The sequence below is a fragment of the Peptoniphilus grossensis genome (assembly GCF_001940285.1).
Taxonomy (GTDB): Bacteria; Bacillota; Clostridia; order Tissierellales; family Peptoniphilaceae; genus Peptoniphilus_A; species Peptoniphilus_A faecalis.
On sequence record NZ_MJIH01000001.1, the window covers coordinates 340,262 to 363,295 of the forward strand.

Genomic DNA, 23,034 nt, shown 5'->3' on the forward strand with positions numbered 1-23,034 from the left:
AAGACATATTTTACATTTTTGTACTTTGACACAATTTCTTCAAAAACTTCAATTTTAGTTTAAAAAAATATTCTAGGGACAAGAACTTAAGAATTATAAAGAGCTAATAAAATGAAATAGGCAGATATTAAAGAATGTAATTAGGCTGGACTTAAAAAATAAGCGAAATATCATCATAATGTACAGGTTATTCCGCTTAAAATATTATTAAATTATTCTAGATTTAGAGGTTCAGTTCATTCTCCATGGATTTTATATATCTTTTTTATTTTAATTTAATTTTTCTAAAATTATTTTTCTAATGTCCTTAATTAAATATAAAGATCCGCACCACAAAATCATATCGCCTTCTTCTGCAAGTTCTAAAGTTTTTTCTACGGCTTTTTCTCTATTTTTTACTGCATAAATTTCTTTTTTTGAAATTTTTTTAAATTCATTTACAAGAACATCAACTTCTGTAAACCTATCGTTGTCAATTTCTGTTAGAATAATTTTATCTGAAATATTTTCGATTTTTCTGAGAATTTTATCGTGATCCTTATCCTTTAAAAGACTAAAACCCAAAATTAATTTATTATACTTAAACTTTCTTATACTTTCTTCAATTCTTTCAATTGAATCTAAATTGTGAGATCCGTCAATTACTATAAGTGGATTTTTAGAAAGGCATTCTATCCTGCCAATATTCTTTGCATTTTTTAGTCCCAACTTTATTTTTTCTTCATTTAAGTTGTACTCAGTTTTTAAGAAATCTAAAACCATTAGGGCAAGTGATGCATTTAAAGCTTGATGCTCTCCAATTAGATCTATTTCGACATCTTTATAATTTCTAAAGTTAAATTTATTTCCAAACTCATTGGACTTTAAAATTTCAACTTCATTCTCCTTAAATTCGTCAAAGGTAGAGTTTTTATCGCTGCTAATTTTTCTAAGAACTTCTCCTGCCTCTTTCTCTTGAGGATAACTAAAGACATGAGAATTTTCTTTTATAATTCCACCCTTTTCCCTTGCAATTTTACCTAATGTATTGCCCAAAATATTTGCATGGTCAAGAGAAATGTGGCAAAAAACTGGAATTGATTTTTCCATTACATTAGTTGCATCAACTCTTCCACCCATTCCAACTTCCATTACAGCAAAATCCACTTTTTCCCTTGCAAAAAAAATGTAAGCAAGGGAGGTCAAAATTTCAAATCCACTTACAAAAATTTTTTTCTCATCAAGTTCTTCTACTTTTCTTCTAATTTCTGAAGCTAGTTTTGCAAAACATTCTTCAGATATTTCCTCATTATCGATTTTAATTTCTTCACGAATATTTGTTATGTAAGGCGAAGTAAATTTTCCCACAGAAAAATTATTTTCTTTTAAAGAATTTGCAATAAAACTTGCAACTGATCCCTTTCCATTTGTGCCAGTAATGTGTATTATTTTCAATTTATCTTGCGGCTTATTAAATACCTCTAAAAGTGCTTTTATATTGTCCGTCGTGAACTCACCAAGAGGAATATTCCTATTTTCAATCCAATCAACTGATTCAATGTAATTCATGTCCATCTCCTTTATAAAAATAGTACCAAAGTTTTTATTAGTATTCAATGTTTTAGTGTATCAAATTCTATTTAATTGTGATAAAATGGAAAAAGCTATTAATTGGAGGTAAAAAATGAATGACGAAATTCGATGGAAAGATTTGTTTGTAATTGGCTTTGCACTTTTTGCAATGTTTTTCGGAGCAGGAAATTTAATTTTCCCACCCTATTTAGGGCTTATATCGGGCCCACAATGGTGGATTGGCTTTCTGGGGTTTACTATTACAGATGCAGGATTAGGTCTAATTGCAATTATCGCTCTTTCTAAATACGATGGGAATTTAAATGTTCTCGCTTCAAGAGTTAATAAAACTTTTGCAATTATTATTTCAACAGCAATTATTTTATGTATTGGACCTTTCTTAGCAACTCCTAGAACGGCTGCTACTACTTATGAAATAGCTATATTGCCAATTTTTGGTGAATCTGTAAATAGATATTTATTCTCTGTATTTTTCTTTATTGTTGCTTGTCTTTTAAGCATAAAACCAAGCAAGGTTGTAGATATAATAGGTAAATTTTTAACTCCTTCTTTAATAATTTGTATGTTAGTTCTAATTATAAATGGAATTTTTAATCCAATTGGAGAAATTGCAAATACTGCCATGATAGACACTGTTCTTAAAAAGGGAATTACTGATGGTTATCAAACTATGGATGCTATTGCAGGATGTATGTTTGCACTAGTTGTCATAAATGCTGTTAAGACTAGAAAATATTCTTCGCAAGCACTAGAAATCAAGGCAACTATTTATTCAGGAATTATTGCAGCTATCTGTCTCGCTTTTATCTATGGTGGTTTAGTATACCTTGGTGCACAAACGTCAAGCCTTGGCGTATACGACATAAATACAGATAATACTCAACTTCTCGTAGATATTACAAATAGGGTTCTTGGTGGAGTTGGAGTATATATCTTGGCTATTATAACAGCTCTTGCTTGTCTTACAACTGCCATTGGTTTGATTTCAGCTGCAGGTAACTTCTTTAACGACCTAGGTAAAGGTAAAGTTTCTTACGAAATTATAGTTATTATTTGTTCTATTGTTTCCTGTGCAATTTCAGTGCTTGGTGTAAGCCAAATAATTAAAATTTCTGCGCCAATTCTTGAAATACTTTATCCTTGCGCAATGACTATTGTCTTAATCGGATTATTTAATGACAAAATTAAAGACGACTTAGTTTTCAAAATTCCATCAATAGTTTCACTTGTATTTGGTCTTTTATATGTACTACAGGGGAAAGAATTTCTTGGCGGACTTAATGAACTAATAACAAAGCTTCCTCTTGCTACATTTGGTCTTGGTTGGGTTATTCCAATGTTAATTGGACTAGTAATTGCAATTTTAATTTCAAACTTTAGAAAGCCAAAAGAGGCTTAATATAAAAAAACTCTTCTTACCTATCCCAGTAAAAAGAGTTTTTTTGTCTAATTTATATGCTAAATATTTTTTGTAAAACTTCTAAAATATTTGTCATCTTAATAACTTGAAGTTTTTTATAATTTTCTACCTTCACATTGGAATATTTTGAAACATAGGCTTTTTTAAAGCCCATTCGCTCCGCTTCTTTAAGTCTCACATCTAAGCTTGGAACATTTTTTAGTTCTCCAGTAAGACCAACGTCTGCGATGAAAACTGAATTTGCTTCCACAGGTTTATTAAGGGTAGAAGAAACTATGGAGACCATCACAGATAAATTTGATGCCTGTTCCTTAACTTTAATTCCTCCAGCTGACTTTACGACAATATTTTTATCCAAAAATTTTATTCCCGCTCTTTCTTCTAAAATTGAAACTAAAGTATTTAAATGTTCTCTTCTAATAGATTCTGAAATTCTTGATGGATATGGGAGAAATGTCTTTGATGCCAAGGCTTCTGTCTCCAAAATTATTGGTCTCGTGCCCTCTCTTATAACAGAAAGAGATGAACCTGCAACTTGTTCATTTTCTGATCTTCTTGTCATAAAATATTCTGAAGGATTGTCGATAGAAATCATTCCCTTTTCTGTCATTGAAAAAAATCCAATTTCACCAGTGGAACCATATCTATTTTTTGTTGCCATTAAAGATCTCAAGTCCTCCGATGAATCACCTTCAATTAATAAAACTGTGTCTACTAAATGCTCGAGACTTCTAACTCCTGCAAGTTCATCTTGCTTAGTCATTTGACCAACTAAAAAAATCATTCGAGGCTTCTTAATGTCCTTTGCAATTTCTGTCATCTTGTAGGCACACTCCATTGTCTGTGTTGGAGTGCCTGGTCTTTGAGGAAATTCATCTAGAGTAAAAGTTTGAATTGAGTCAATAATTATAAACTGAGGATCAATTTTTTCCACTTGAGCCAAAACTGAATTGAGAGAATTTACTGAGTAAACCCAAATATTATCAGAAAGCTTGTCTAAAATTCTTTCAGCTCTCATTTTTATTTGTGTTTCAGATTCTTCTCCCGATGCGTAAAGAACTCTCATACCCTTATTCGCAATGTCATTTGCAACTTGCATAAGTAGAGTTGACTTTCCAGATCCAGGCTTTGCCGTTAAAATGCTCACAGAATCTCTTACGATTCCACCACCCATTACCCTGTTAAATTCTTCAATACTAGTCTTTACTCTTTCATCTGAAGAAACCTCTATTGATTTAAGTTTAAGTGCATCTTTATTATTTTTAGAAGGAGCCTTTTTGCCAGGCTCCTCTTTTTTTTCTTCTAAAGTATTCCAAGAGTCACAGTTTGGACATCTCCCAAAAAATCCTTGAGAAATATATCCACAATTACTGCACTGATACACTATTTTCTTTTTCATTTTCCTTCTGTTTAGTCCTCTTAACTTTTTCTATTTGAATTTTTTTGTACTTAACATCTACTAAAATTTCATCGCCGTCTTTTATCTTTCCATCTAAAAATTCATCGGCAATTTTATCTTCAATTAATTTTGTAATAGTCCTTTGAAGTGGTCTTGCACCAAATACTTTGTCATAACCTTCGTCAACTAAGAAATTAATTAGTTTATTTGTGTAATTTGCTTTAATTCCCATTTCAGAAAGTCTATCGCTTAATTTATCAAGCATGTTTTTTACAATATCTTTAATTTCAGTTTTTTCAAGAGTTTTAAATATTACTACATCGTCAACTCTATTTAAAAATTCAGGTCTAAATTTTTGCTTTAAGGATTCGTTTATAATTTTCTTCATATTTTCATATTCGTTTTTCTTTTCAGAACTTTCTGAAGTTGAAAAACCGAGAACTGAATTTTTTGCAAGGAGGTTTGCACCTGCATTAGAAGTCATAATTATAACTGTATCTTTAAAGTTTACAGTCCTTCCCTTTGAATCAGTAACTCTACCTTCGTCTAAAATTTGTAGCAAAATATTGAAAATATCTGGATGTGCCTTTTCGATTTCATCTAAAAGAATTACTGAATATGGATGTGTCCTTACTGCTTCAGTAAGTTCGCCACCCTCTTCGTATCCAACATATCCCGGAGGAGAACCTACAAGTCTTGATACAGTAAATTTTTCCATGTACTCAGACATATCAAACCTAATCATGTTTTCTTCTTTTCCAAATAAATTTTTTGCAAGGCTCTTTGCAAGGAAAGTCTTTCCAACACCAGTTGGCCCAACAAATATAAAAGTTCCAATTGGCTTATTTGGATCTTTAAGGCCAATCCTTGACCTCTTAATTGCTTTTGCAAGAGTCTTGACAGCATCGTCTTGACCCTTTACATCTTCTTTTAGCTTAACATCAAGGTCTCTTAATTTTTCAGTTTCTTCTTCAGTCATATCCGTAACAGGAACTTTTGACCATTCAGAAACTATTTCGGCAACAAGCTCTGGAGTTACTTTTTTCTTCGAATCTTTTTCTTCAAATTTTTTTATTTCTTCTTTATATCTTTCTTCAACATTTTTTTGTTCGTCACGAAGATTTGCAGCAAGTTCATAATCTTGATTTTTTACTGCTTCAGATTTTTTATTTTCAATATCTTCAAGTTCCTTTTTGAATTTTTCTTCGAATTCAGGAACTTTATAGGACTCAATTTTAAGTTTTGAGCTTGCCTCGTCTATTAAGTCAATTGCCTTATCAGGCAAAAATCTATCATTTAAATATCTATCTGAATATTTTACAGCAGCTTCAATAGTTTCCTCTGGAATTACTACATGATGATGCTTTTCATAAATATTTTTTAATCCACTTAAAATTTTTATAGAATCTTCAACACTTGGTTCTTCAACCATTATTGGCATAAGCCTTCTCTCAAAAGCCGTGTCCTTTTCAATTTTCTTTCTGTACTCAGAAATTGTTGTAGCTCCAATAACTTGAAGAGCTGACTTAGTAAGCATTGGCTTTAAAATATTGGATGCATCGAGAGAACCTTCTGCTGACCCTGCACCAATTATTACATGCATTTCATCGATAAATAAAATGATATTTTTGTTTTTTGCAGCTTCATTAGTTACATTTTTTAGTCTTTCTTCAAAATCCCCTCTGTATTTTGATCCTGCAATAAGTTGAGAAATATCAAGAGTTAAAATGACTTTATTCTTCATAATCTCTGGTACATTTCCTGCAACAATTTCTGCGGCAAGTCCCTCTGCAATTGCGGTTTTACCTACACCCGGCTCTCCAATTAGTACGGGATTGTTTTTTGTCCTTCTAGACAAAACTTGGATAACTCTTTTTATTTCCCTTTCTCTTCCAATTACTGGATCGATTTTCCCCTCTTCAGCCTTTTTATTTAAATTTGTAGTATACTTTTCCAAAGCTTCTGAAGAAATTTCTCCGTCTTCATAATTTTCATATTCTTCCATATTGTTTAAAATGTCATTTTCAAGACTCATTATATCAATGCCAAGTCTTTTTAAAACTAATATGGCAACACCTTGACCTTCACGCAAAATTCCAAGAAGAAGATGTTCAGTTGAAACTGTAGCTTCTCCCATTTCCCTTGAAACTTCAAATGCAAGTTCAAAAATTCTCTTAGTCCTTGGAGTATATGCAATACTAGATACAACGGGACCTTGACCGCTACTCACTATATCAAGTGTGGCTTCCTTTGCCTTCTTATAATCGATGCCAAGTTTTGACAAAATGTGTGCACCTGTGTCCGTTCCTTCTCTAATTATTCCAAGAAGAATGTGTTCTGAACCTATATATGGATGTTTTTGTTCCCTTGCCTCTTGTTGTGCAAAAAGAATAGCTTTTTGTGATTTTTCACTAAATTTTCCAAACATACTCATTTGAAAACCTCCTTCATGAGAGCTCTCGCCTTATTAGCTCTTAAAATGTCTCTCGACTTAAGATCTAATATTGCACCCCTCTCAATTTGCAAATGTCCATTTCTAAGTTTAATAATCTCTTCATAAAAATCAAATTCTCGATTTGGTTTTAAAATTGAAAGTTCAATTCCAAGATTAATTGTACTCATGGACTGCATCATCTCTTCTTCCGATAAAACTCTTGCATTTGCAAGCACTCCAAAGGACCTATTTACCATATCCTCTAGAGTAATAATATTGTCTAAATAAAGTTTTTTTCTATTTTCCCTCTCAACATCGGCAATTTCTCGCACGATGATTTTTAATTTATCAATATAGGACTTTTCGTCTTCTCCAAAAGTTGACTCAAAAGACAAAGTGTAAATACTTCCCAATGCCTTATTTGAACTATCTCTATAAGAACCCAAAGTGTAGCCAAGTCTTGAAAGTCCCCTAGCTACTTCATTTATTCCAAAATAATTTAAAGCTGGAAGGTATAAAATTGCAATTGGCTTTAAGCCTGTCCCAGCATTTAAAACTCTTGAACTTAAATATCCAAAATTTGGATCAAAAGCAAAATTGATTTTATCCTCTAATTTTTCTTCAAGATCGTAAATTTCTTTGAATAAATCGCTTAAAGTCTTTACTCGAGAAAAAATTGAAAGTTCAATATGCTCTCCCGCATTAATCAAAATATCTGGAGCATCCTTTTTCTCATAAAATCCAATATTACTTTTTTCTAAAAAATTTTTCCCAATTCTTCCATTTTCTACATACTCAAGTTTTTTTAGAGAAGAAATTTTTTCCATATCAACTTTAGTGTACCCTAAATCAGTTAAAATAGGATAAACAAATTCCAAGTTTTTCCTTAATTCTTCCTCTGTCATTGCGTTTACAAATTTTTTACCGTCAATATTTCTATATAATTTTAATTTATAACCTAAAATAATTTTAGACACTGACATCTTCCTTCAACTTCTTTATCTCATCCCTTATTTCTGCTGCCTTTTCATATTCTTCCAAATTTATGGCAAGATCTAATTTCTCCTTCAAATCCTCAAGTTTCCTATTGTAGACAAGATAATTATCCGCATTTTTTGGAATTTTGCCTCTGTATTTTAAATTAATATTTAGTGCATTTAAATATTTTCTAATTTCTACTCCAAAAGAATCATAACATTTAGGACATCCAAGAGTTCCTGTGCTCTTTAGTTCACGAAAGCTCCTTCCACAATATTCACAACTTATATCCTCTTCATCACTATATGAATTTGTGGTGAATTGAAAAATATTTCTAAGTGCATTTTCAAGTTGAGGAATTATATTTTGATAACTTTTGAAATCTTTTCTAAATTTTTCCTCTGCACAAACTTCGCATAGGTGGACTTCTTCTATTTCATTGTCGTTGATCCTAGTATAGGATATGACAGATTCCCTTTCCTTACAAATATCGCATAACATATTCTTCCCCCTAACTAAAAATAACTAATAGCATATTTTTTAAAATATCTGCTCGCAGTTCATTTTTATTTTCACACTCACTAAGTGCTCTATCTGATAGAGCAACTTTTATTAGCTCCATCTCTCTTTTACTTATTTTTTTAATTCTCAATAGCTCCTTTAATAGTTCATCTGAATTGTTTTTTGTGATTGAATCACCAATAAAATTTAAAAAAGTATCCAAAGTATCTTCATCATCTTCAAATTTTACTTTTACTATTCTAATGTAACCTCCACCGCCTCGTCTGGACTCAACATAGTATCCCTTGACGGGCGTGAACCTTGTTGTTAAAACATAATTTATTTGCGAAGGAGCACAATTAAAATAATCTGAAATTTTTGATCTTTGTATCTCAATAACTCCACCAGATTCAAAAATAAGTTCATTTAAAAAATCTTCAATGGAGTTAGAAAGCTTTGCCATAATACCATTCCTTTGACCATCTTTGTCCTTTGATTTAAAAAATTTTTGACTATCTTTTACTATTTCTAGTTTAATACAAAATATAATTTTTGTAAAGCTTTTAATTTAATATTATTTTAAATATATTATTTAAGTAAAATTATAAAAACTGCGTGCCTTTATAGTATGTTTTAAAACTATCTTTTACCTTATTTAAGGTTTAAGTTTTTTTGCCTATAATTGCAATATTTTTTTACATAAAAATATCTGATGGAGATTTTACTCTCCAACAGATATTATACCCTTAAATTTACTTTTCTTTATTTCTTTCTTCTATTATTTTTTCTGCAATATTTTGTGGAACTTCTTCATATCTTACAAATTCCATGCTAAAAGTTCCTCTACCTTGAGTAAGAGACCTTAAATCAATTAGATAAGAGAACAATTCAGCTTGTGGTGCTTCTGCAATTAAAACTTGAGTACCGTCATTTTGTTGGTCCATACCAAGAATTCTGCCACGCCTCTTGTTCATATCGCCCATTACATCGCCAAGATAATCTTCTGGGATTGTAACTTCAACTTTCATAATTGGTTCAAGAAGAACTGGACTTGCTTCTTGCATTCCCTTCTTAAAAGCAAGATTTGCTGCAAGCTTGAAGCTCATTTCGTTGGAGTCAACATCGTGGTAAGATCCATCGTATAAAACGGCCTTAAAATTAGTTACAGGGTATCCTGCAAGAACTCCCCTTTCCTTAGATTCAATAATTCCCTTTTCAACTGCAGGGAAATAATTCTTAGGAACCGCTCCTCCAAATACTTCTTCGTCAAACTCAAATTCTTTGTCAGATGGTTCAAATCTAATCCAAACATCGCCATATTGTCCAGCGCCACCTGATTGTTTTTTGTGTTTACCTTGAACGCTTGAAGTCTTTCTAATTGTTTCTCTATAAGGAACAATAAAAGGAACAATATTTACTTCAACTCCATAAGTGTTCTTTAATTTATCAAGAATTACATCTAATTGAACTTTACCTTGACCACCAATAGTCATTTGTTTAGTTTCAGGGTTTCTTTCAATTACAAATGTTGGATCTTCGTCTTTAATTTTTCTCAATGATTGAGAAAGCTTTTCTTCGTCGCCCTTAGTCTTTGGTTCAATTGCATAGTATAAAACTGGAGTAGAATATTTTAATTTTTTATATTCTACTTTATGATCTTTATCGCAAAGAGTGTCCCCTGTAACGGTTTTAGCAAGTTTTGTAGTTGCACCAATGTCTCCTGCATAAATTTCATCTATTTCAATTTGTTCTTTACCTCTCATTATGTAAAGTCCGCCAAGTTTTTCATTTTCTTCTGCGTTTACATTATAAAGAGCTGTATTTTTATTTACAATTCCAGAAATAACTTTGAAGATAGAAATTTTTCCAAGGAATGGGTCTGAAATTGTCTTAAATACTACTGCAGCAAAAGGTTCCTTTGCAGAAACTTTTCTTTCTTCGCCTTCTTTAAATCTAAAGCCTTGATGTGCACGTTCATCATCTGGAGCTGGCATGTAGTTTACAATTGTATTGAGAAGAATATCAATACCAATGCCCTTTTCGCCACTTCCTACAAGTAGTGGAACTGCATCCCCTTCAAGAAGTGCTGTGGTAACTCCTCTCAAAAGATCCTCTCTAGTGAATTTTTCTCCAGAAAAATATTTTTCCATCAAAACTTCATCAGATCCAGCAACAACTTCAGCAATTTCTTCATACATTCTTTCAGTTGCTTTAACTTGATCGTGGTTTAGTTCAGTTTCTTGCGGTGCAGAATTTACATATTTATATCCCTTTTGGAAAATAACATCTGTAACGCCAACAAAATTTTCACCTTCGCCAATTGGCACAGAGAAAGGAATAACTTTTTTACCAAAGGAAGCTTCAAGTTCATCCATTAGTTTTCTAAAGTTTACATTTTCTCCGTCAATTTTATTTATAAAAATAATTCTTGGAAGTCCAATTTTTTCTGTGTATTTCCATGTTCTTTCAGTTCCAACTTCAACGCCCTTTGTTGCATCAATCACCATTATTGCAGCTTCACTTGCTCTTAAAGCACTATGAGCTTCTCCAACAAAGTCGAGGTATCCTGGAGTATCTATTACATTTACTTTATAATTTCTCCACTCAATAGGAATAATTGATGTTCCAATAGAAGTTCCTCTCTCCTTTTCTTCCTTTGAAAAGTCGGAAACTGTATTTTTGTTAGAAACATTGCCAAGTTTTTGTGTAGCTCCACTTTGGAATAACATAGCCTCTGTTAGGTTTGTCTTTCCGGAGCCAGAATGTCCTACGAGAGCAAGATTCCTTATCTTATCTGTTGTATATACTTTCATACTTTCCTCCTATTATGTAAATTTTTTGAAATCGTTTCTATATATAGATTATAACATAGATTATTACTTTTGAAAACTGTGTAAAATTATCAATTTAGGGTATTAAAATTTTAAGATAAATTAAAATAAATGAGTGATGAAAATGGATTTTAAATTTTTTAAAAAAGATAATATCCCCTACATAATTATTATTTCTCTTTGTTTAATAATTGGATATCAATATTATGATTCACATAAATTTGATGATGCTACAAAATTTTTGAACACAAAAACTTCAAGCCTTCCTTCAAAAGAAATTTCTAAAAAAGAATTAGCTGAAGAAGATGAAATTCAGACATCAAACGAAACTAAAGAGATAATGGTTCACATTTCTGGTGCAGTTAAAAGTCCAGGAATTTTAAAATTAGATTCGTCAAAAAGGGTTGTAGACGCAGTTTATATGGCAGGTGGAGCAACAGATGAAGCGGACTTAGATAGAATTAATCTAGCAGCAAAACTCCACGACGAAGAAAAAATTTATATACCAAAAATTAATGAAGTAAATACTAATAAAGATACCACGCAATTAGTTTCAAGTAATTCCAGTGAAAGTTCTAATGTAAAAATAAATATTAACACTGCAGATGCAACTGAACTTCAAAAAATCCCTGGCGTTGGTCCAAAAACTGCTGAGAAAATTATAAATTATCGCTCACAAAATTCTTTTTCATCAATTGAAGACATTAAAAATGTCGATGGTATTGGCGATAAAAAATTCGAATCAATGAAAGATTTTCTCTCAACTTATTGAAACTTAAGGGAATATTATTAAATGATAATCTCATTATAAAATTTCACTAACGATTGATAATATTAAAAAAGCTCAAGAAAAAAGAAGCACAAAGGCTCATTGAATTAGGGATTTTAGAAAAACTGAATTAGAGAGTCTTTAGGTGGCAAGATAAAAGGTTAAGAGCAGAGATGTTCTTAGCCTTTTTAATTTGATTAATTGTATAATAGCTTCAATTCTCTTGACTTATCTTTCATAGTACGAGAATATGTGTATAGTAAAAAAAGAAAGGTTAAGCATGAGACGAGAAATTTTGGAAAGATTAGAAACAGAAGTTAATGCTTGTAAAAGATACGCAGAAAACTCAGTTAAAAAAGTAAAAAAAGGAAAAGTTGGATCAGCCATTAACTTTTTAGATATAGCAGTAACAGCAAAAAAATGTGCTGATAGACTTCATGATGAATTTTGGGAAGTATCAGACGGCAAACTAACAGAGGAAGAATTCAATATTTTTTGCGAAGCCGAAACATTGAACCAGGATATAACAAAGTTTATATTGAGTTAAGACAGGGAAAAAATAAGCAATCATGCATTTAACACTTTCAAATTTCAATTTGTCGATTTCTTCTACATAAGATGCAAATTCGTCTTGTAATTCTATTGGAACATTAGGTATTTTAATCTGTTTAATATCCTTTTCATAAATATGTGGTTGTGCATTACCTTTTTGAAGTTCATACAATTCATCTTGATTAGAAAGCATGGCATAATACAAGAATATTGTGTTGAGTTTTGATTCATCTATACTTTTAACCGTATTGCAGTCCGTTGCAAAAATTGGGCTACTCCAGTAATTTATAAATCCAGCATTTGCTCCAGATGAACTAACTGATATTATATTTCCTTCTCTATTAAACTTATTATGATAACAACTTGGAGCTTTTCCTCCCGCAACGACTGGTATTTCTCCATATATAGTTTCTTGTCTTGTGAGATTTTGACCTTTTTGAATTAGTATATTGTCATTTTCTCCAATTTCAAAGAATTCATTTATACTTTCAAACATCTCGACAAATTTTGATTTGAATTAGCCTATATATTTTCTATGAGACTGTTTTACATTATTTTGGTTTACCATTGCATAATGCAAAGTGGTGTCTATTTTTGTGTGTCCTAAAAGTGTTTGGACTTGCTCTATAGGCATCCCCTTATCAATCGCCTTTGTTGCTAGTGTTCTTCTAAATTTATGAGGGTGGACTTTTTCAATATTAAGCCTTTTTCCTATATTTTTAAGTCTAATTTCAACTCCTGATATTTTTATCCTATTGTGAGGTTTATTTAAAGACACAAAAAGAGCTTCATTTTCATCAGTTCTATTTTCAAGATAGTCTAAAATATGAATTTTACTTCTTGCATCGAAATAAACTATTCTCTCTTTATTTCCTTTACCTAAAACAATACATTCTCTTTTATCAAAATCTATATCCGAAATATCTATTTTTACTAACTCACCTACACGTACTCCAGTTGATGCAAGGAAATCTATGATAGCTAAATCCCTTAAATTGTCACAAGAATCTCTTAATAGCTCTAATTCTTCATCTGTATAAACTGCCTTTATTGTAGTTCCTGTTCTTATTTTATGGATACGCCTTGCCGGGCTTTTTATAATATGATTCTCTTCTTCAAGCCAGGAAAAGAAACTTGATATTATACGCCTTATATTATCAAGGGTTGTTTTACTTACCTTATTGGTATCTGCATATGAAGCAATATAAGAACGTAAATCACTAGTTTCTATTCGCCTTACAGGTTTATTTAAAATCTCAAGCATTTTATTTATAGTGCTTTTATAGTATGAGAGAGTTCTTTCAGAACAGCCTTCTACTTTTTTAGCTGACAAAAATTCAATTAAGTAATCTATTTCATCGTTTATTTTAGACTCGTCTTTTTCCACAATATCCTTATTCCAAAATGTATAATTTAAAGTTTCTTCAAGTTTTTCTAATTGCTCATTATTTAAATAGCCCACCATTTCTTGCATAATTTCTGTAATAACTAAATTTTTCATAAATTCCTCCTTAAAAAATCAAAATACAGAGAACAAGTTGGTGGGCTTATTTTATCTAAAGTATTTATCTATTAAGTTTTCTTTTTCTATCTCTGCTTTTTTCTTTCTTTCATTCGCTTCAAATTTCAATTTATCGATTTCTTCTACATAAGATGCAAATTCGTCTTGTAGGTCTTTTGATGGAGATGGAATTTGTAATTCATTTATTTCGTTTACTGAAATAGAATCAAAAGTAACTCCATCATGACCATTAATTTTTTCTTTATTAATTAGAAGCCAGTAAAATAAATATTTTTGCTTTTCAATACTGGAACATCTAATAGCACATAATCCCCTACCTATACATATTTCACTAAAAGGATTAATATTAACATCTCCAACTGGAGCTCTAACACTCATTAGAACATCATTTCTAATAGATTTTTTAATACTAACTGAAGTCCATATAGATGGATCCTTTAAATATATTTTACCAAAATCTTTTTTGCCTTGATAAAATGGTAACCCATTTTCTTTTTCATTATAGTATCTAGATTCTGGTGAAGTTCCAGGTATGATTTCTTCAGCATATTTTTCTAATGGTATTGCAGTATTTAAATTATAAAACATCTCGACAAATTTTGATTTGATGTCTTCATCATATTTTTCAATTGTAGATTTTTGTTCTTCTATTACTAAATCTACTTTTTTAATTTCTTCGATGATTTTTTCTTGTTCTTCAATAGGTGGAACTTGGATAATTAACTGTCTAACTTTTTGTATTGATGCTCTATAATTTCTTGAAAATCTTTCATATTCTCCCTCAACTTGTAAGGCATAGACTAAATAATCAAGTAAAATTTTATCCGTTTTTAATCTCAAAACTCCACAATGATCTGTGGGATAAAATTCTTTATTTGCTGAAATAGAATTGACCATCCAGTCGCCATCAATACCCCATAAAATTGATGGTCTTGAAAAATCAGTAATATTCTTCTTGTTAATCCTACCAAATTCTTCAAAAACATTGGCACTGTAAACAGGTATTTTCCCATCATCTTCAAGTTCGTCATTTAAAATTCTATCTCCTATTGATAAATCAAATAAATTTTTATCAGATAGGTAATAGGTTGTTAAATTTGGATCATCTTTTAAAATCTTAACTTTTCTAGTTTTTATTCCCTTATTAAACTCTACACTCCTAAAGTCTAGCATATCTTTAGTATTTAGATAATAGTAGTATTCCTCTAAGTCATCAATAGAGTATTCTTCTCCATAGAATGACTTTCTAATCAAAGAGGCAAGGTTGTTTTCGTCTCGCCTATCTTCACTTTTATACAGTTTCCCACCAGAATTTGTTATCTGTATTCCTTCTTGTCCCTTTCTATTAGACCATTTATAGCCTAAAAATTCTTCTTGTCCTTTGTTGTCGTTTGGTGCATTTATTATAAGAGTCCTTTCCTTATAAGTTAAGGCAAAATATTTGATTTTTTCTCTTTCAATTTCAAAAGTATAATCATAGAACATTTTATTTAAGATGATATCTTGTTCATCTTTTTTTAATTTTGTGAAAGTCTTTTGTTTTTTCTTAAGTTTAACAGAGCTTAAGCCTAAAAAGCTTGAAGTATAATTTTTAAAGTATTTATTTTTATATTCGTCATAGTTTAAGCTTTTATCAATGAATTTTTTATAATCTTCTATTTCCACGCCTATTGTTTTTAGATACTCTTTAAATATGATTTCATCTTCCCAATCTTTAAGAGCTTTTCCTGCTATAATAGAGTTCACACTATCTTTTATTAAATCTACTTTTTTAGGCGGTTCATCAAACTTTTCTAAAAATAAAATTACTGTATTTGTTCCAGTTGCCCCAAAAGTTCTGCTAGATAAGGCTACTACGGCTCTAATTTTAAAGTTTTCTAGAATTGATTCACGTGCTGCAATAAAGCTTTCGTTTTCTTTATTTAGTATAGAGGAAGGAAGAATGACAGCAGCAACAGCCTTAGGCTTTAGAAGTTGTGAAATTCTTTCTACAAAAAGAGTTTCAATTTCAGATCCTGTATTTGAAACTTTATCCAAAACTTTAAAATCATTATTTTTAAGATTTAAATGTGGTTTGAAAGCAGAAACAGAATAAGGTGGATTTGCTACTAGAATATCAAAACTTTCAGGAATAATCTCTTTTTCCTTATAGTTTTCCAGTCCGTCACCAAAGACAATATTTCCTTCTCCAGCTCCATGCATGAATAGAGATATTTTTGAAACTCTAGCCAGTCTATAATCTTTTTCTATGCCATATATATTATCTCTAGCCCACGAGAAATCAATATTCATGTCTGGATCAAGAAAAATAAAAATATCATTGATAGCTTCAAAGCCTTCCGTCAAAAAATGTCCAGCACCACAGGCATAATCAATTATTTTTGGAAAGTTTACTTTTTCATTTTGTCTTATTATTCTTTCTAAAGGAAGACTATCCCAAATAAAATGAGTAATAGGTACTGGTGTGAAAAATTGCCCTTCATTTTGCTTAAAGCCCTTATTTAAAAGCTGTTCAAAAAGGTCTCCTAACATTTGTAGATTTTTTGATCCAATAATCCTATAGTTTTCAAATAGTTTTACAACTTCTACTAGAATTTTACCATTTTGAAGGAATAATTCTTCATTATGGACATCTTTAAAGGCAAAGTCGTTGTTTGTATAGAACTTTAAGATACGCAGAGTATTATCAAGCTCCTTAATTAATTCAGTTCTATTATTGCCTGTATATTGCTCTATGGTTCTTTTTGCATAGTCTTCAGGTATGTAAAAAATATCTTCTTTCATAAATTTTTGCATACCTTCTTTGTGTAGACGTTGGAGTCTATCTTGTAAACTTTCATAAGTATCTGTTCCAACTTTGTATTGAAAATCGACAATATCTGTATCAGTTTTTTGTATTTCATCAACTAGCTTACATATAAAAAGTGCTACTAGCCTATTGAAGGCATTTTCTTTATCAGATACATTATTATGTCTTAATATCTCTTCAAACCTATTTACAACCTTATCTTTGCCTGAAAAATCAATAAGATCTTGTTTTCTTAATGGCTTAACTCCAACTTGATAAGCTATAGAATCATCTCTAAATATAATGTCGCCCAATAATCTTTTTTCATAAGTTTCTTTCCAAACAGTATATAAGTCAGGAACTGTATAGGCATTTTTATAAAGGAGAATTGATGAATCCTTTTTCGCTAGTTCTATTAAGTTTTTATCATCGCTGCAGTTAATTGCACATGTTTTATAGTTAACTTCATTTCTGTCAAATGTGGATGCATATAGAACAAGCCACTTACAGTATTTTTCTTGTTGCCAATAAGAAAATAATTGTGCTCCATCGTTTAGAGTATCTTTTAGGGCTTTATCATATTCTTTGCCGTAAGTTTTACATTCAATTATAAAAAGGGTTTTTCCGCTACTTTCTTTTACTAAAATATCTGCTCTACCACTTTTTTGATCATGTCCTAAAGCCCATGTCTTTTCAATTTCTATATGCTCTGGTCGATAGCCTTTATCCATTAATCTTGTCACGCATTCTAAAACAACAAAATTTTCAGGGTCAGAAAAATTACATGTAGTTCTCTTATATACCATTAGGTCTTTGTCTTCTGGATAGTTTATTTTTTCATTATCAAAATCAACAGAAATGGAGCAATCAAATTCTGGGTATTGTTTTGTTAAATACTTTTCTTGATTTTTATGTTCTTCAAATCCGATTAATTTTAGAACGTCTTTTAAATTTGATTTTGTTATCACTCCTAATCCTCCTTGATTTCTATAATATCCTCAATTTTGCAATTCAAAGCTCTACATATTTTCTCTATTGTTTCAAGAGAAACGTAATTATCATTTTTTAATCTGGTTGATATATTAGCACTATACCCAGCTTTCTTTTGTAAATCTGAAACACTCATATTTTTGTCTATCAATAAATGGAATAATTTTCGATATGTTATAGCCATGTGTACTCCTTATAACAATATGTAATTCACGAATAGATGAAATATTCAATGAAAATATTATACCACATTTTACAGCTTAATCTTTACATATTTCTTAAGACGGATTTATTTCCGTCTTTTTTTATTCATAGAATTAAAATTCCTAAAAAACTAATCAAAACCACCATTTTTGTCTTAGGGCTAGTGAAGGGAGAAATATTTTAATAGCCGGAAATTTCGTCCTAATTCCTACTTATACAGGTAGAGAAAATGTAGACAATCCAAGGTCTGAACGGGCAATATTTGATAATGCCCATGAGCCTATTATTGATGAAGAAACTTTTGATATTGTAAAAAAGATAAGAAAAACAAGACGAGTTCGTAACAATTTAGAAGAAATGCCTGCCCTATCTGGTATGCTCTACTGTGCAGACTGTGGAGCAAAATTGTATCAAGTAAGAGGTAAAGGCTGGTCTCATGATAAAGAATATTTCGTTTGTGCATCCTATAGAAAGCAAAAAGGCAAATGTACTTCACACCAAATTAAAAATATTCAAGTTGAAGAAATTCTTCTTAGAGAAATTAGAAAAGTTACAGCCTTTGCAAAAGACCATGAGCAAGAATTTGTAGATTTAGTTTTGAAGAAGAAAACCAGCGAGTTAAATCAGGTATTAAGAAGTTAGAAAAAGGAACTAGATGATTCTAAAGATAAAATTGCAAAACTTGACTATATTGTCCAAAACCTCTATGAAGATAACTTGGAAGGTAAAATATCTGCCCAAAGATTTGAAAAAATGGCTAAAGCTTATGATGAAGAAAAAGTTTCACTTCAAAAAAGAATAGCTGAACTTGAAAAAACTATTACAAAATCGCAGAAAGAAGAACTTAATGTGGAATCATTCCTAAAACTTGTAAGGAAGTATACGGATATAAAGGAACTTGATTCAGAAATAATTAGAACTTTTGTAGATAAGATTAATGTAAAACAATCAGTAAAAATTCCAGGTACAAATTTAAAGAAACAAACCATTTAGATTTATTAGAACTTCATAGGGAAAATTGACATATAAAAATCGGCACAAAGGTTAATACCTTCATGCCGATTAAATTTTAAGGAAATAAATCCCTAATTAAGAGTCTCTAATGTGCCTCTTCATCTTAAGCTTTTTTTCTGGTGTTTTTTCTATACCTATTTTTATTTGAACTTGCAATTCCTATTATTAAAGCAAAAATTAGTGAAACCAAACCAGAAGATACGCCTATTACAAAAATAATTAAGTTATCAAGACTTCCTGGATCGAAAAGTTTATTTATCACCATAAAAAGTGAAATAATTCCAATAAAAACTAGGGCAAGTCCTGGCAAATATTTTATAAATTTTAAATCTCTTGCAGCAAAGTTTACTATAAAGGTAAGGACAACTCCAATTAAAATTGCACCAAGAGTTAGGAGCAAGTAAGTTGAATTTTCCATTACCATTTCCATTATTTTGTTCATTTTACACCTCATTTATTTGATGACAGTTCTTGTTGCCAAATATTTGAATAGCGACCTATTGCCCACTCCGTCATAATTGTGGACGCTTCATCTCCAATTTCCCTTTCAAAAATTGGACTAGGAAGTATTTTACTATCCTCTATATTATAAATTCTCATAAAATTTTTTTCCAATGTTATTAAAAATTTATTGTCAGGAGATACAAATCCATCTTTTATGCTGGATTTGAAATTTTTTATTTGAGACATTGGAATATTTATCTCGTTATATTTATTTACTTCATAGGGAAGAACTAAATTTAAATCAAAATCAGAAAATTTACCATCTGAAAATTTCATTCTACCCTTTAATTTCCAAAAACCATTGTCTCTATAAATCCCTATATTATAGGGATCTTTTTTTAGTGCCTCGATATTTTTGTCTTTCGTATCTAAATCTTTTTCTGACAAAAAGTCTTTATAGCTTAGAGGCTTTTTATCCTCTAACTTATCTAATTTGTAAATTCGTAGATAATTATTGTTTGAATTTCTGTCCAAACTTTCCACATTGACATAATTATTTGTAATAAAGTTTATTGTCTTTAGATTATTATTCTCTTTTAGCTCCTCTGTATCAGTTTTAAGAATGTCATCTTCTTTTCTAAGCTTTGAATTTTTATAGTCCCTTACAATTAATTTATCTGTGGTCTCATCGCCCTTTGACTCTCTTTGAACGCTAATTTCAGAAAAGCTATCATTGCGAGGAAGAATAATATTATTCATCTCATATACATTCTCAAGCTTTAAGTCAGAAAATTTAATATAGAAAGTTTTATAGTTCCATGTTGGAATATTAGAATCAGCTTTTGATTTAAAACCAATTAAAAATCCTTTATCGCCCTTGTAATCAAATAAACTTCCCCTAGCAAGCACTTCATCTTTTTTAGCCAGAATTAATTTATTGAGATCCTCATTTTTTATCTTGTCATCGACAAGTTTTATCTCTAAAATCACTCCATTATAAAATAGCAAAGCTGTGTTTTCACTAGTTTTTATTACTTCATAATAAATATTTCTACTTGCCTTTGAGTCAAAAACATAGGTCGTATAAACATCTGAGTCTTCTATGCCAAGAGTTTTATAGTCTAAATTAAATTTTTTGTATAGATATTCAGAAAGTTTTACATATTTTGTCTTGTACTCAACATCTTTTATATAGTCGTTAGAAAGTACAACTTGATCATTGCTAAAGTAAATATTTTCTCCAATTATATCTTTAAATAAAAAATTATCTTGATTAATTTTTTTATTGTAAATAAATTTTGTAATAGTCCACTTGCCATATATAGGGGCTTGCCCCATAGTAGGCGTTTCAATATTTGTGCTTTGTGTATTTAAAAAGGAACAAGCTGTTAAAAAAAATAAGGAAATTATAATAAATAATTTTTTAATCAATTTTATCACCTACTTCCTTAGGAATTTCTATTGGAAGTGTAACTTTTACAGTTGTGCCAATATTTTCTTCAGAAAAAATTTCCAAGTTTCCATTGTGAAGTTTTGTAATCTCATCACTTATTGAAAGTCCAATACCGCTATGACTCTTTGAATGCTTTCCCTTGTAAAATTTTTCTTTTACATGAGAAATTTCTTCTTTTGTCATTCCCATACCATTATCAGAAATCATCATGTGGACATATCCATCTTCTTTAGACATTTGAAACTTTACCCACCCCTTATCTGATGTAAATTTTATTGCATTGTCTAACAAATTTATCAAAAGTTGCTTTATTCTATTTTCATCGGCATATATTAACACAGCTTCTTCTGGAAATTCTGTTATAAATTCAATATTATTTAATTTCGCACGAGGTTTCATCTGTTTTGAAACATCCACACAAGTTTGTGAAATGTCAAATAAGTCTTTATCTAAAGTAATTCTTCCTGAAATATATCTAGAAAAATCCAAAAGCTCTTCGACCATTTTTGCAAGTCTATCAGCTTCATTTTCAATAATATTTAAACCATCTTCTACAAGATCCTTTTCATCTTCATTTGCATCTTTAAGTACAACTGCCCATCCCTTTATAGATGTAAGAGGCGTCCTAAGCTCGTGAGAAATCGAAGAAATAAAGTCATTTTTAATTCTATCCTTATTTAGAATTTCATCGCTCATTGCATTGAGAGTTTTTGCTAGTTCTCCTATTTCATCGTCTTCATAAACTTTTGCCTTCTCTTCATAGTTTCCACTTAACATTGTCTTTGCAACTTCTGTAAGCTCAAGTATTGGCTTTACAATTGATTTTGAAATCAAAAGAGATACCATGGCTGTAACCAATGCAACAAAGAGCATGAAGATAAGTAGAGATATTCCAGTTTTCAGTATAGCCTTATTAGCTTCTTCTATAGATGAAATAAATCTAAGATAGCCGATTTTTTCACCTTCATTATTTTTTATTGCACCAGTAACAGACATAATGGCTTCGCCAGTTTGAGCGTCTTCACCACGCCATGTTTTTATTTCACCATTTTCTGCAGCAAACATATCTGATGGCTCAATTGGTATAGATGAAAGTTTCCCAATGGAATCTAACAATAAATCTCCATTATTGTCTAAAATTTGTACCTCTGCATTTGTATTTGAAAGAAATATGTCACTATCTTCATAAATTAAATCTTCAATTGTTTTGTCGGAATAATCTCTTTTGTAAATTTCGAGAGATACTTCCATCCTAGAAATTAATTCTTTGGAAATATTGTTGTAAAAATAAAAGCTAAAAGCAAAGAGCAAAAATATGTCTATAATTGAAATTGTAATTAAAATAACTATTAGAAAACTTTTTACTAATCTTTTTCCAATTTTGTTTTTCAATTACAGACACCTCTTATTTCCATCTATATCCTGTTCCCCAAACTGTTTCAATATATTTTGGCTTTGCAGGATTTGTTTCGATTTTTGATCTAAGCCTTCTTATGTTTACATCTACAATTTTTGAATCCCCTAAAAAGTCTTCGCCCCACACAAGTCTTAGAATTTCATCTCTTGTCATAGCCTTACCAGGATTTGTCATAAATATTTTTATAATTTGATATTCCGTGGGAGTTAGTTCCAACTCAACATCGTCCTTATAAAATTTTCTTGAATAAGAATCAATTTTAAAAGGTGGATCAATTGTCAAATTGCTTTCCTTCTCTTCTTCTGGCTCAAGTCTTCTCTCAATGGATTTAATTCTTAAAGTTAGTTCTGTTGGATTGAAAGGTTTAGTAAGATAATCATCTGTCCCATATTGAAGACCCATTATCTTATCGTAGTCTTCTGCCTTTGCAGTAAGCATTATTATGCCAAGTGAAGGAAACTCACTCCTAAGAGTTCTACATACTTCAAATCCATCAATTCCTGGAAGCATAATGTCAAGTACTACAATGTCAGGTCTTTCACGTCTTGCGATTTCAATTCCATCTTCGCCGCTACCTGCCTCAAAAATTATGTATCCTTCTCTTTCTAAATTTATTTTCACAAATTTTCTTATTGATTCTTCATCTTCAACAAGTAATACCTTAGTTTTCAAAATATCACCTCTCAATGATAATTATAAATAAAATCCACTCCAATTTCAATTGAAGTGGATTATTAATAAATTTT

At 30.5% G+C, this 23,034-nt stretch carries 20 protein-coding genes and 1 pseudogene; 6 read left to right on the forward strand and 15 right to left on the reverse strand.

Annotated elements, in window-relative coordinates; all coding sequences use genetic code 11:
- Positions 1–270: 270 nt before the first annotated feature.
- The gene (locus BIV18_RS01680) at positions 271–1,548 is read right to left on the reverse strand and encodes a bifunctional folylpolyglutamate synthase/dihydrofolate synthase (protein WP_075659004.1); all 1,278 of its coding nucleotides are present in this window, start codon (positions 1,546–1,548) and stop codon (positions 271–273) included.
- Positions 1,549–1,663: 115 nt separating this feature from the next.
- Here BIV18_RS01680 and brnQ point away from each other — a divergent pair, with 115 nt between their 5' ends.
- Positions 1,664–2,971 carry a branched-chain amino acid transport system II carrier protein gene (brnQ, locus tag BIV18_RS01685; protein ID WP_075659005.1) on the forward strand — a complete coding sequence of 436 codons (1,308 nt, stop codon included), beginning with the start codon at positions 1,664–1,666 and terminating at the stop codon, positions 2,969–2,971.
- A gap of 52 nt (positions 2,972–3,023) precedes the next feature.
- On the opposite strand, the gene radA is transcribed toward brnQ, so the two are convergent.
- The 6 genes from radA to fusA form a co-directional block, all read right to left on the reverse strand.
- Complete coding sequence (radA, locus tag BIV18_RS01690; RefSeq protein WP_075659006.1) at positions 3,024–4,391, reverse strand: DNA repair protein RadA; 1,368 nt, start codon at positions 4,389–4,391, stop codon at positions 3,024–3,026.
- Positions 4,360–6,825 (reverse strand): ATP-dependent Clp protease ATP-binding subunit, encoded by a 2,466-nt coding sequence (locus BIV18_RS01695; RefSeq protein ID WP_075659007.1) that lies wholly within the window; start codon positions 6,823–6,825, stop codon positions 4,360–4,362. Before BIV18_RS01695 ends, radA begins: the two co-directional genes overlap by 32 nt.
- Positions 6,822–7,802: an ATP--guanido phosphotransferase gene (locus tag BIV18_RS01700; protein WP_083635513.1), complete on the reverse strand. Its 981-nt coding sequence runs from the start codon at positions 7,800–7,802 to the stop codon at positions 6,822–6,824. Before BIV18_RS01700 ends, BIV18_RS01695 begins: the two co-directional genes overlap by 4 nt.
- Entirely contained in the window at positions 7,795–8,304 is a 510-nt protein-coding gene (locus BIV18_RS01705) for a UvrB/UvrC motif-containing protein (protein ID WP_075659009.1), read from the reverse strand. Before BIV18_RS01705 ends, BIV18_RS01700 begins: the two co-directional genes overlap by 8 nt.
- 10 nt (positions 8,305–8,314) lie before the next feature.
- On the reverse strand, positions 8,315–8,767 hold the full coding sequence (locus BIV18_RS01710; RefSeq protein WP_075659010.1) for a CtsR family transcriptional regulator: 453 nt from the start codon (positions 8,765–8,767) through the stop codon (positions 8,315–8,317).
- A gap of 289 nt (positions 8,768–9,056) precedes the next feature.
- Positions 9,057–11,117: an elongation factor G gene (gene fusA, locus BIV18_RS01715; RefSeq protein ID WP_075659011.1), complete on the reverse strand. Its 2,061-nt coding sequence runs from the start codon at positions 11,115–11,117 to the stop codon at positions 9,057–9,059.
- 142 nt (positions 11,118–11,259) lie between these two features.
- Between fusA and BIV18_RS01720 the strand changes: the two genes are divergently transcribed.
- Entirely contained in the window at positions 11,260–11,907 is a 648-nt protein-coding gene (locus BIV18_RS01720; protein ID WP_144015192.1) for a helix-hairpin-helix domain-containing protein, read from the forward strand.
- 292 nt (positions 11,908–12,199) lie between these two features.
- Positions 12,200–12,451, forward strand: coding sequence for a transcriptional regulator (locus BIV18_RS01725; RefSeq protein WP_235860757.1), 252 nt, complete (start codon positions 12,200–12,202; stop codon positions 12,449–12,451).
- Here BIV18_RS01725 and BIV18_RS01730 read toward each other — a convergent pair.
- The 4 genes from BIV18_RS01730 to BIV18_RS01745 are packed head-to-tail and all read right to left on the reverse strand — an operon-like array spanning position 12,374 to position 17,940.
- Entirely contained in the window at positions 12,374–12,952 is a 579-nt protein-coding gene (locus BIV18_RS01730) for a restriction endonuclease subunit S (protein ID WP_075659013.1), read from the reverse strand. The genes BIV18_RS01725 and BIV18_RS01730 overlap by 78 nt on opposite strands.
- A gap of 21 nt (positions 12,953–12,973) precedes the next feature.
- A complete protein-coding gene (xerA, locus tag BIV18_RS01735; protein ID WP_075659014.1) occupies positions 12,974–13,957 on the reverse strand; it encodes a site-specific tyrosine recombinase/integron integrase in 984 nt (327 codons plus the stop codon).
- A gap of 51 nt (positions 13,958–14,008) precedes the next feature.
- Complete coding sequence (locus tag BIV18_RS01740; RefSeq protein WP_075659015.1) at positions 14,009–17,734, reverse strand: N-6 DNA methylase; 3,726 nt, start codon at positions 17,732–17,734, stop codon at positions 14,009–14,011.
- A 2-nt stretch (positions 17,735–17,736) separates the two neighbouring features.
- The gene (locus tag BIV18_RS01745; protein ID WP_075659016.1) at positions 17,737–17,940 is read right to left on the reverse strand and encodes a helix-turn-helix domain-containing protein; all 204 of its coding nucleotides are present in this window, start codon (positions 17,938–17,940) and stop codon (positions 17,737–17,739) included.
- Positions 17,941–18,143: 203 nt separating this feature from the next.
- On the opposite strand from BIV18_RS01745, the pseudogene BIV18_RS11205 reads away from it, so the two are divergent.
- The 3 genes and pseudogenes from BIV18_RS11205 to BIV18_RS10880 all read left to right on the forward strand — a co-directional run.
- Positions 18,144–18,281 (forward strand): annotated as a pseudogene (locus tag BIV18_RS11205) (recombinase family protein); the annotation flags it as partial.
- Positions 18,282–18,335: 54 nt separating this feature from the next.
- Positions 18,336–18,602 (forward strand): recombinase zinc ribbon domain-containing protein, encoded by a 267-nt coding sequence (locus tag BIV18_RS10875; RefSeq protein ID WP_235860758.1) that lies wholly within the window; start codon positions 18,336–18,338, stop codon positions 18,600–18,602.
- Positions 18,603–18,677: 75 nt separating this feature from the next.
- Positions 18,678–18,953, forward strand: a complete 276-nt coding sequence (locus BIV18_RS10880) for a DUF4368 domain-containing protein (RefSeq protein WP_235860759.1) — start codon at positions 18,678–18,680, stop codon at positions 18,951–18,953.
- A 124-nt stretch (positions 18,954–19,077) separates the two neighbouring features.
- On the opposite strand, the gene BIV18_RS01755 is transcribed toward BIV18_RS10880, so the two are convergent.
- From BIV18_RS01755 to BIV18_RS01770, 4 genes are read right to left on the reverse strand one after another with little or no spacing between them, the layout of a single operon-like run.
- Positions 19,078–19,416 carry a cytochrome C biosynthesis protein gene (locus tag BIV18_RS01755; RefSeq protein ID WP_075659017.1) on the reverse strand — a complete coding sequence of 113 codons (339 nt, stop codon included), beginning with the start codon at positions 19,414–19,416 and terminating at the stop codon, positions 19,078–19,080.
- 8 nt (positions 19,417–19,424) lie between these two features.
- The gene (locus BIV18_RS01760) at positions 19,425–20,849 is read right to left on the reverse strand and encodes a hypothetical protein (protein WP_083635514.1); all 1,425 of its coding nucleotides are present in this window, start codon (positions 20,847–20,849) and stop codon (positions 19,425–19,427) included.
- Positions 20,842–22,263, reverse strand: coding sequence for a sensor histidine kinase (locus tag BIV18_RS01765; RefSeq protein ID WP_075659018.1), 1,422 nt, complete (start codon positions 22,261–22,263; stop codon positions 20,842–20,844). Before BIV18_RS01765 ends, BIV18_RS01760 begins: the two co-directional genes overlap by 8 nt.
- Before the next feature lie 13 nt (positions 22,264–22,276).
- Positions 22,277–22,960, reverse strand: coding sequence for a response regulator transcription factor (locus BIV18_RS01770; RefSeq protein ID WP_075659019.1), 684 nt, complete (start codon positions 22,958–22,960; stop codon positions 22,277–22,279).
- Positions 22,961–23,034: the final 74 nt, after the last annotated feature.

What these genes read in the sequence shown, in the direction of transcription:
- BIV18_RS10875 (WP_235860758.1), top strand. Translation starts at nt 18,336, where the DNA reads ATGCTCTACTGTGCAGACTGTGGAGCAAAATTGTATCAAGTAAGAGGT.
- xerA (WP_075659014.1), bottom strand. Translation starts at nt 13,957, where the DNA reads ATGAAAAATTTAGTTATTACAGAAATTATGCAAGAAATGGTGGGCTAT.
- BIV18_RS01695 (WP_075659007.1), bottom strand. Translation starts at nt 6,825, where the DNA reads ATGAGTATGTTTGGAAAATTTAGTGAAAAATCACAAAAAGCTATTCTT.
- BIV18_RS01705 (WP_075659009.1), bottom strand. Translation starts at nt 8,304, where the DNA reads ATGTTATGCGATATTTGTAAGGAAAGGGAATCTGTCATATCCTATACT.
- BIV18_RS01680 (WP_075659004.1), bottom strand. Translation starts at nt 1,548, where the DNA reads ATGAATTACATTGAATCAGTTGATTGGATTGAAAATAGGAATATTCCT.
- radA (WP_075659006.1), bottom strand. Translation starts at nt 4,391, where the DNA reads ATGAAAAAGAAAATAGTGTATCAGTGCAGTAATTGTGGATATATTTCT.
- BIV18_RS01710 (WP_075659010.1), bottom strand. Translation starts at nt 8,767, where the DNA reads ATGGCAAAGCTTTCTAACTCCATTGAAGATTTTTTAAATGAACTTATT.
- brnQ (WP_075659005.1), top strand. Translation starts at nt 1,664, where the DNA reads ATGAATGACGAAATTCGATGGAAAGATTTGTTTGTAATTGGCTTTGCA.
- BIV18_RS01755 (WP_075659017.1), bottom strand. Translation starts at nt 19,416, where the DNA reads ATGAACAAAATAATGGAAATGGTAATGGAAAATTCAACTTACTTGCTC.
- BIV18_RS01730 (WP_075659013.1), bottom strand. Translation starts at nt 12,952, where the DNA reads ATGTTTGAAAGTATAAATGAATTCTTTGAAATTGGAGAAAATGACAAT.
- BIV18_RS01720 (WP_144015192.1), top strand. Translation starts at nt 11,260, where the DNA reads ATGGATTTTAAATTTTTTAAAAAAGATAATATCCCCTACATAATTATT.
- BIV18_RS01745 (WP_075659016.1), bottom strand. Translation starts at nt 17,940, where the DNA reads ATGGCTATAACATATCGAAAATTATTCCATTTATTGATAGACAAAAAT.
- fusA (WP_075659011.1), bottom strand. Translation starts at nt 11,117, where the DNA reads ATGAAAGTATATACAACAGATAAGATAAGGAATCTTGCTCTCGTAGGA.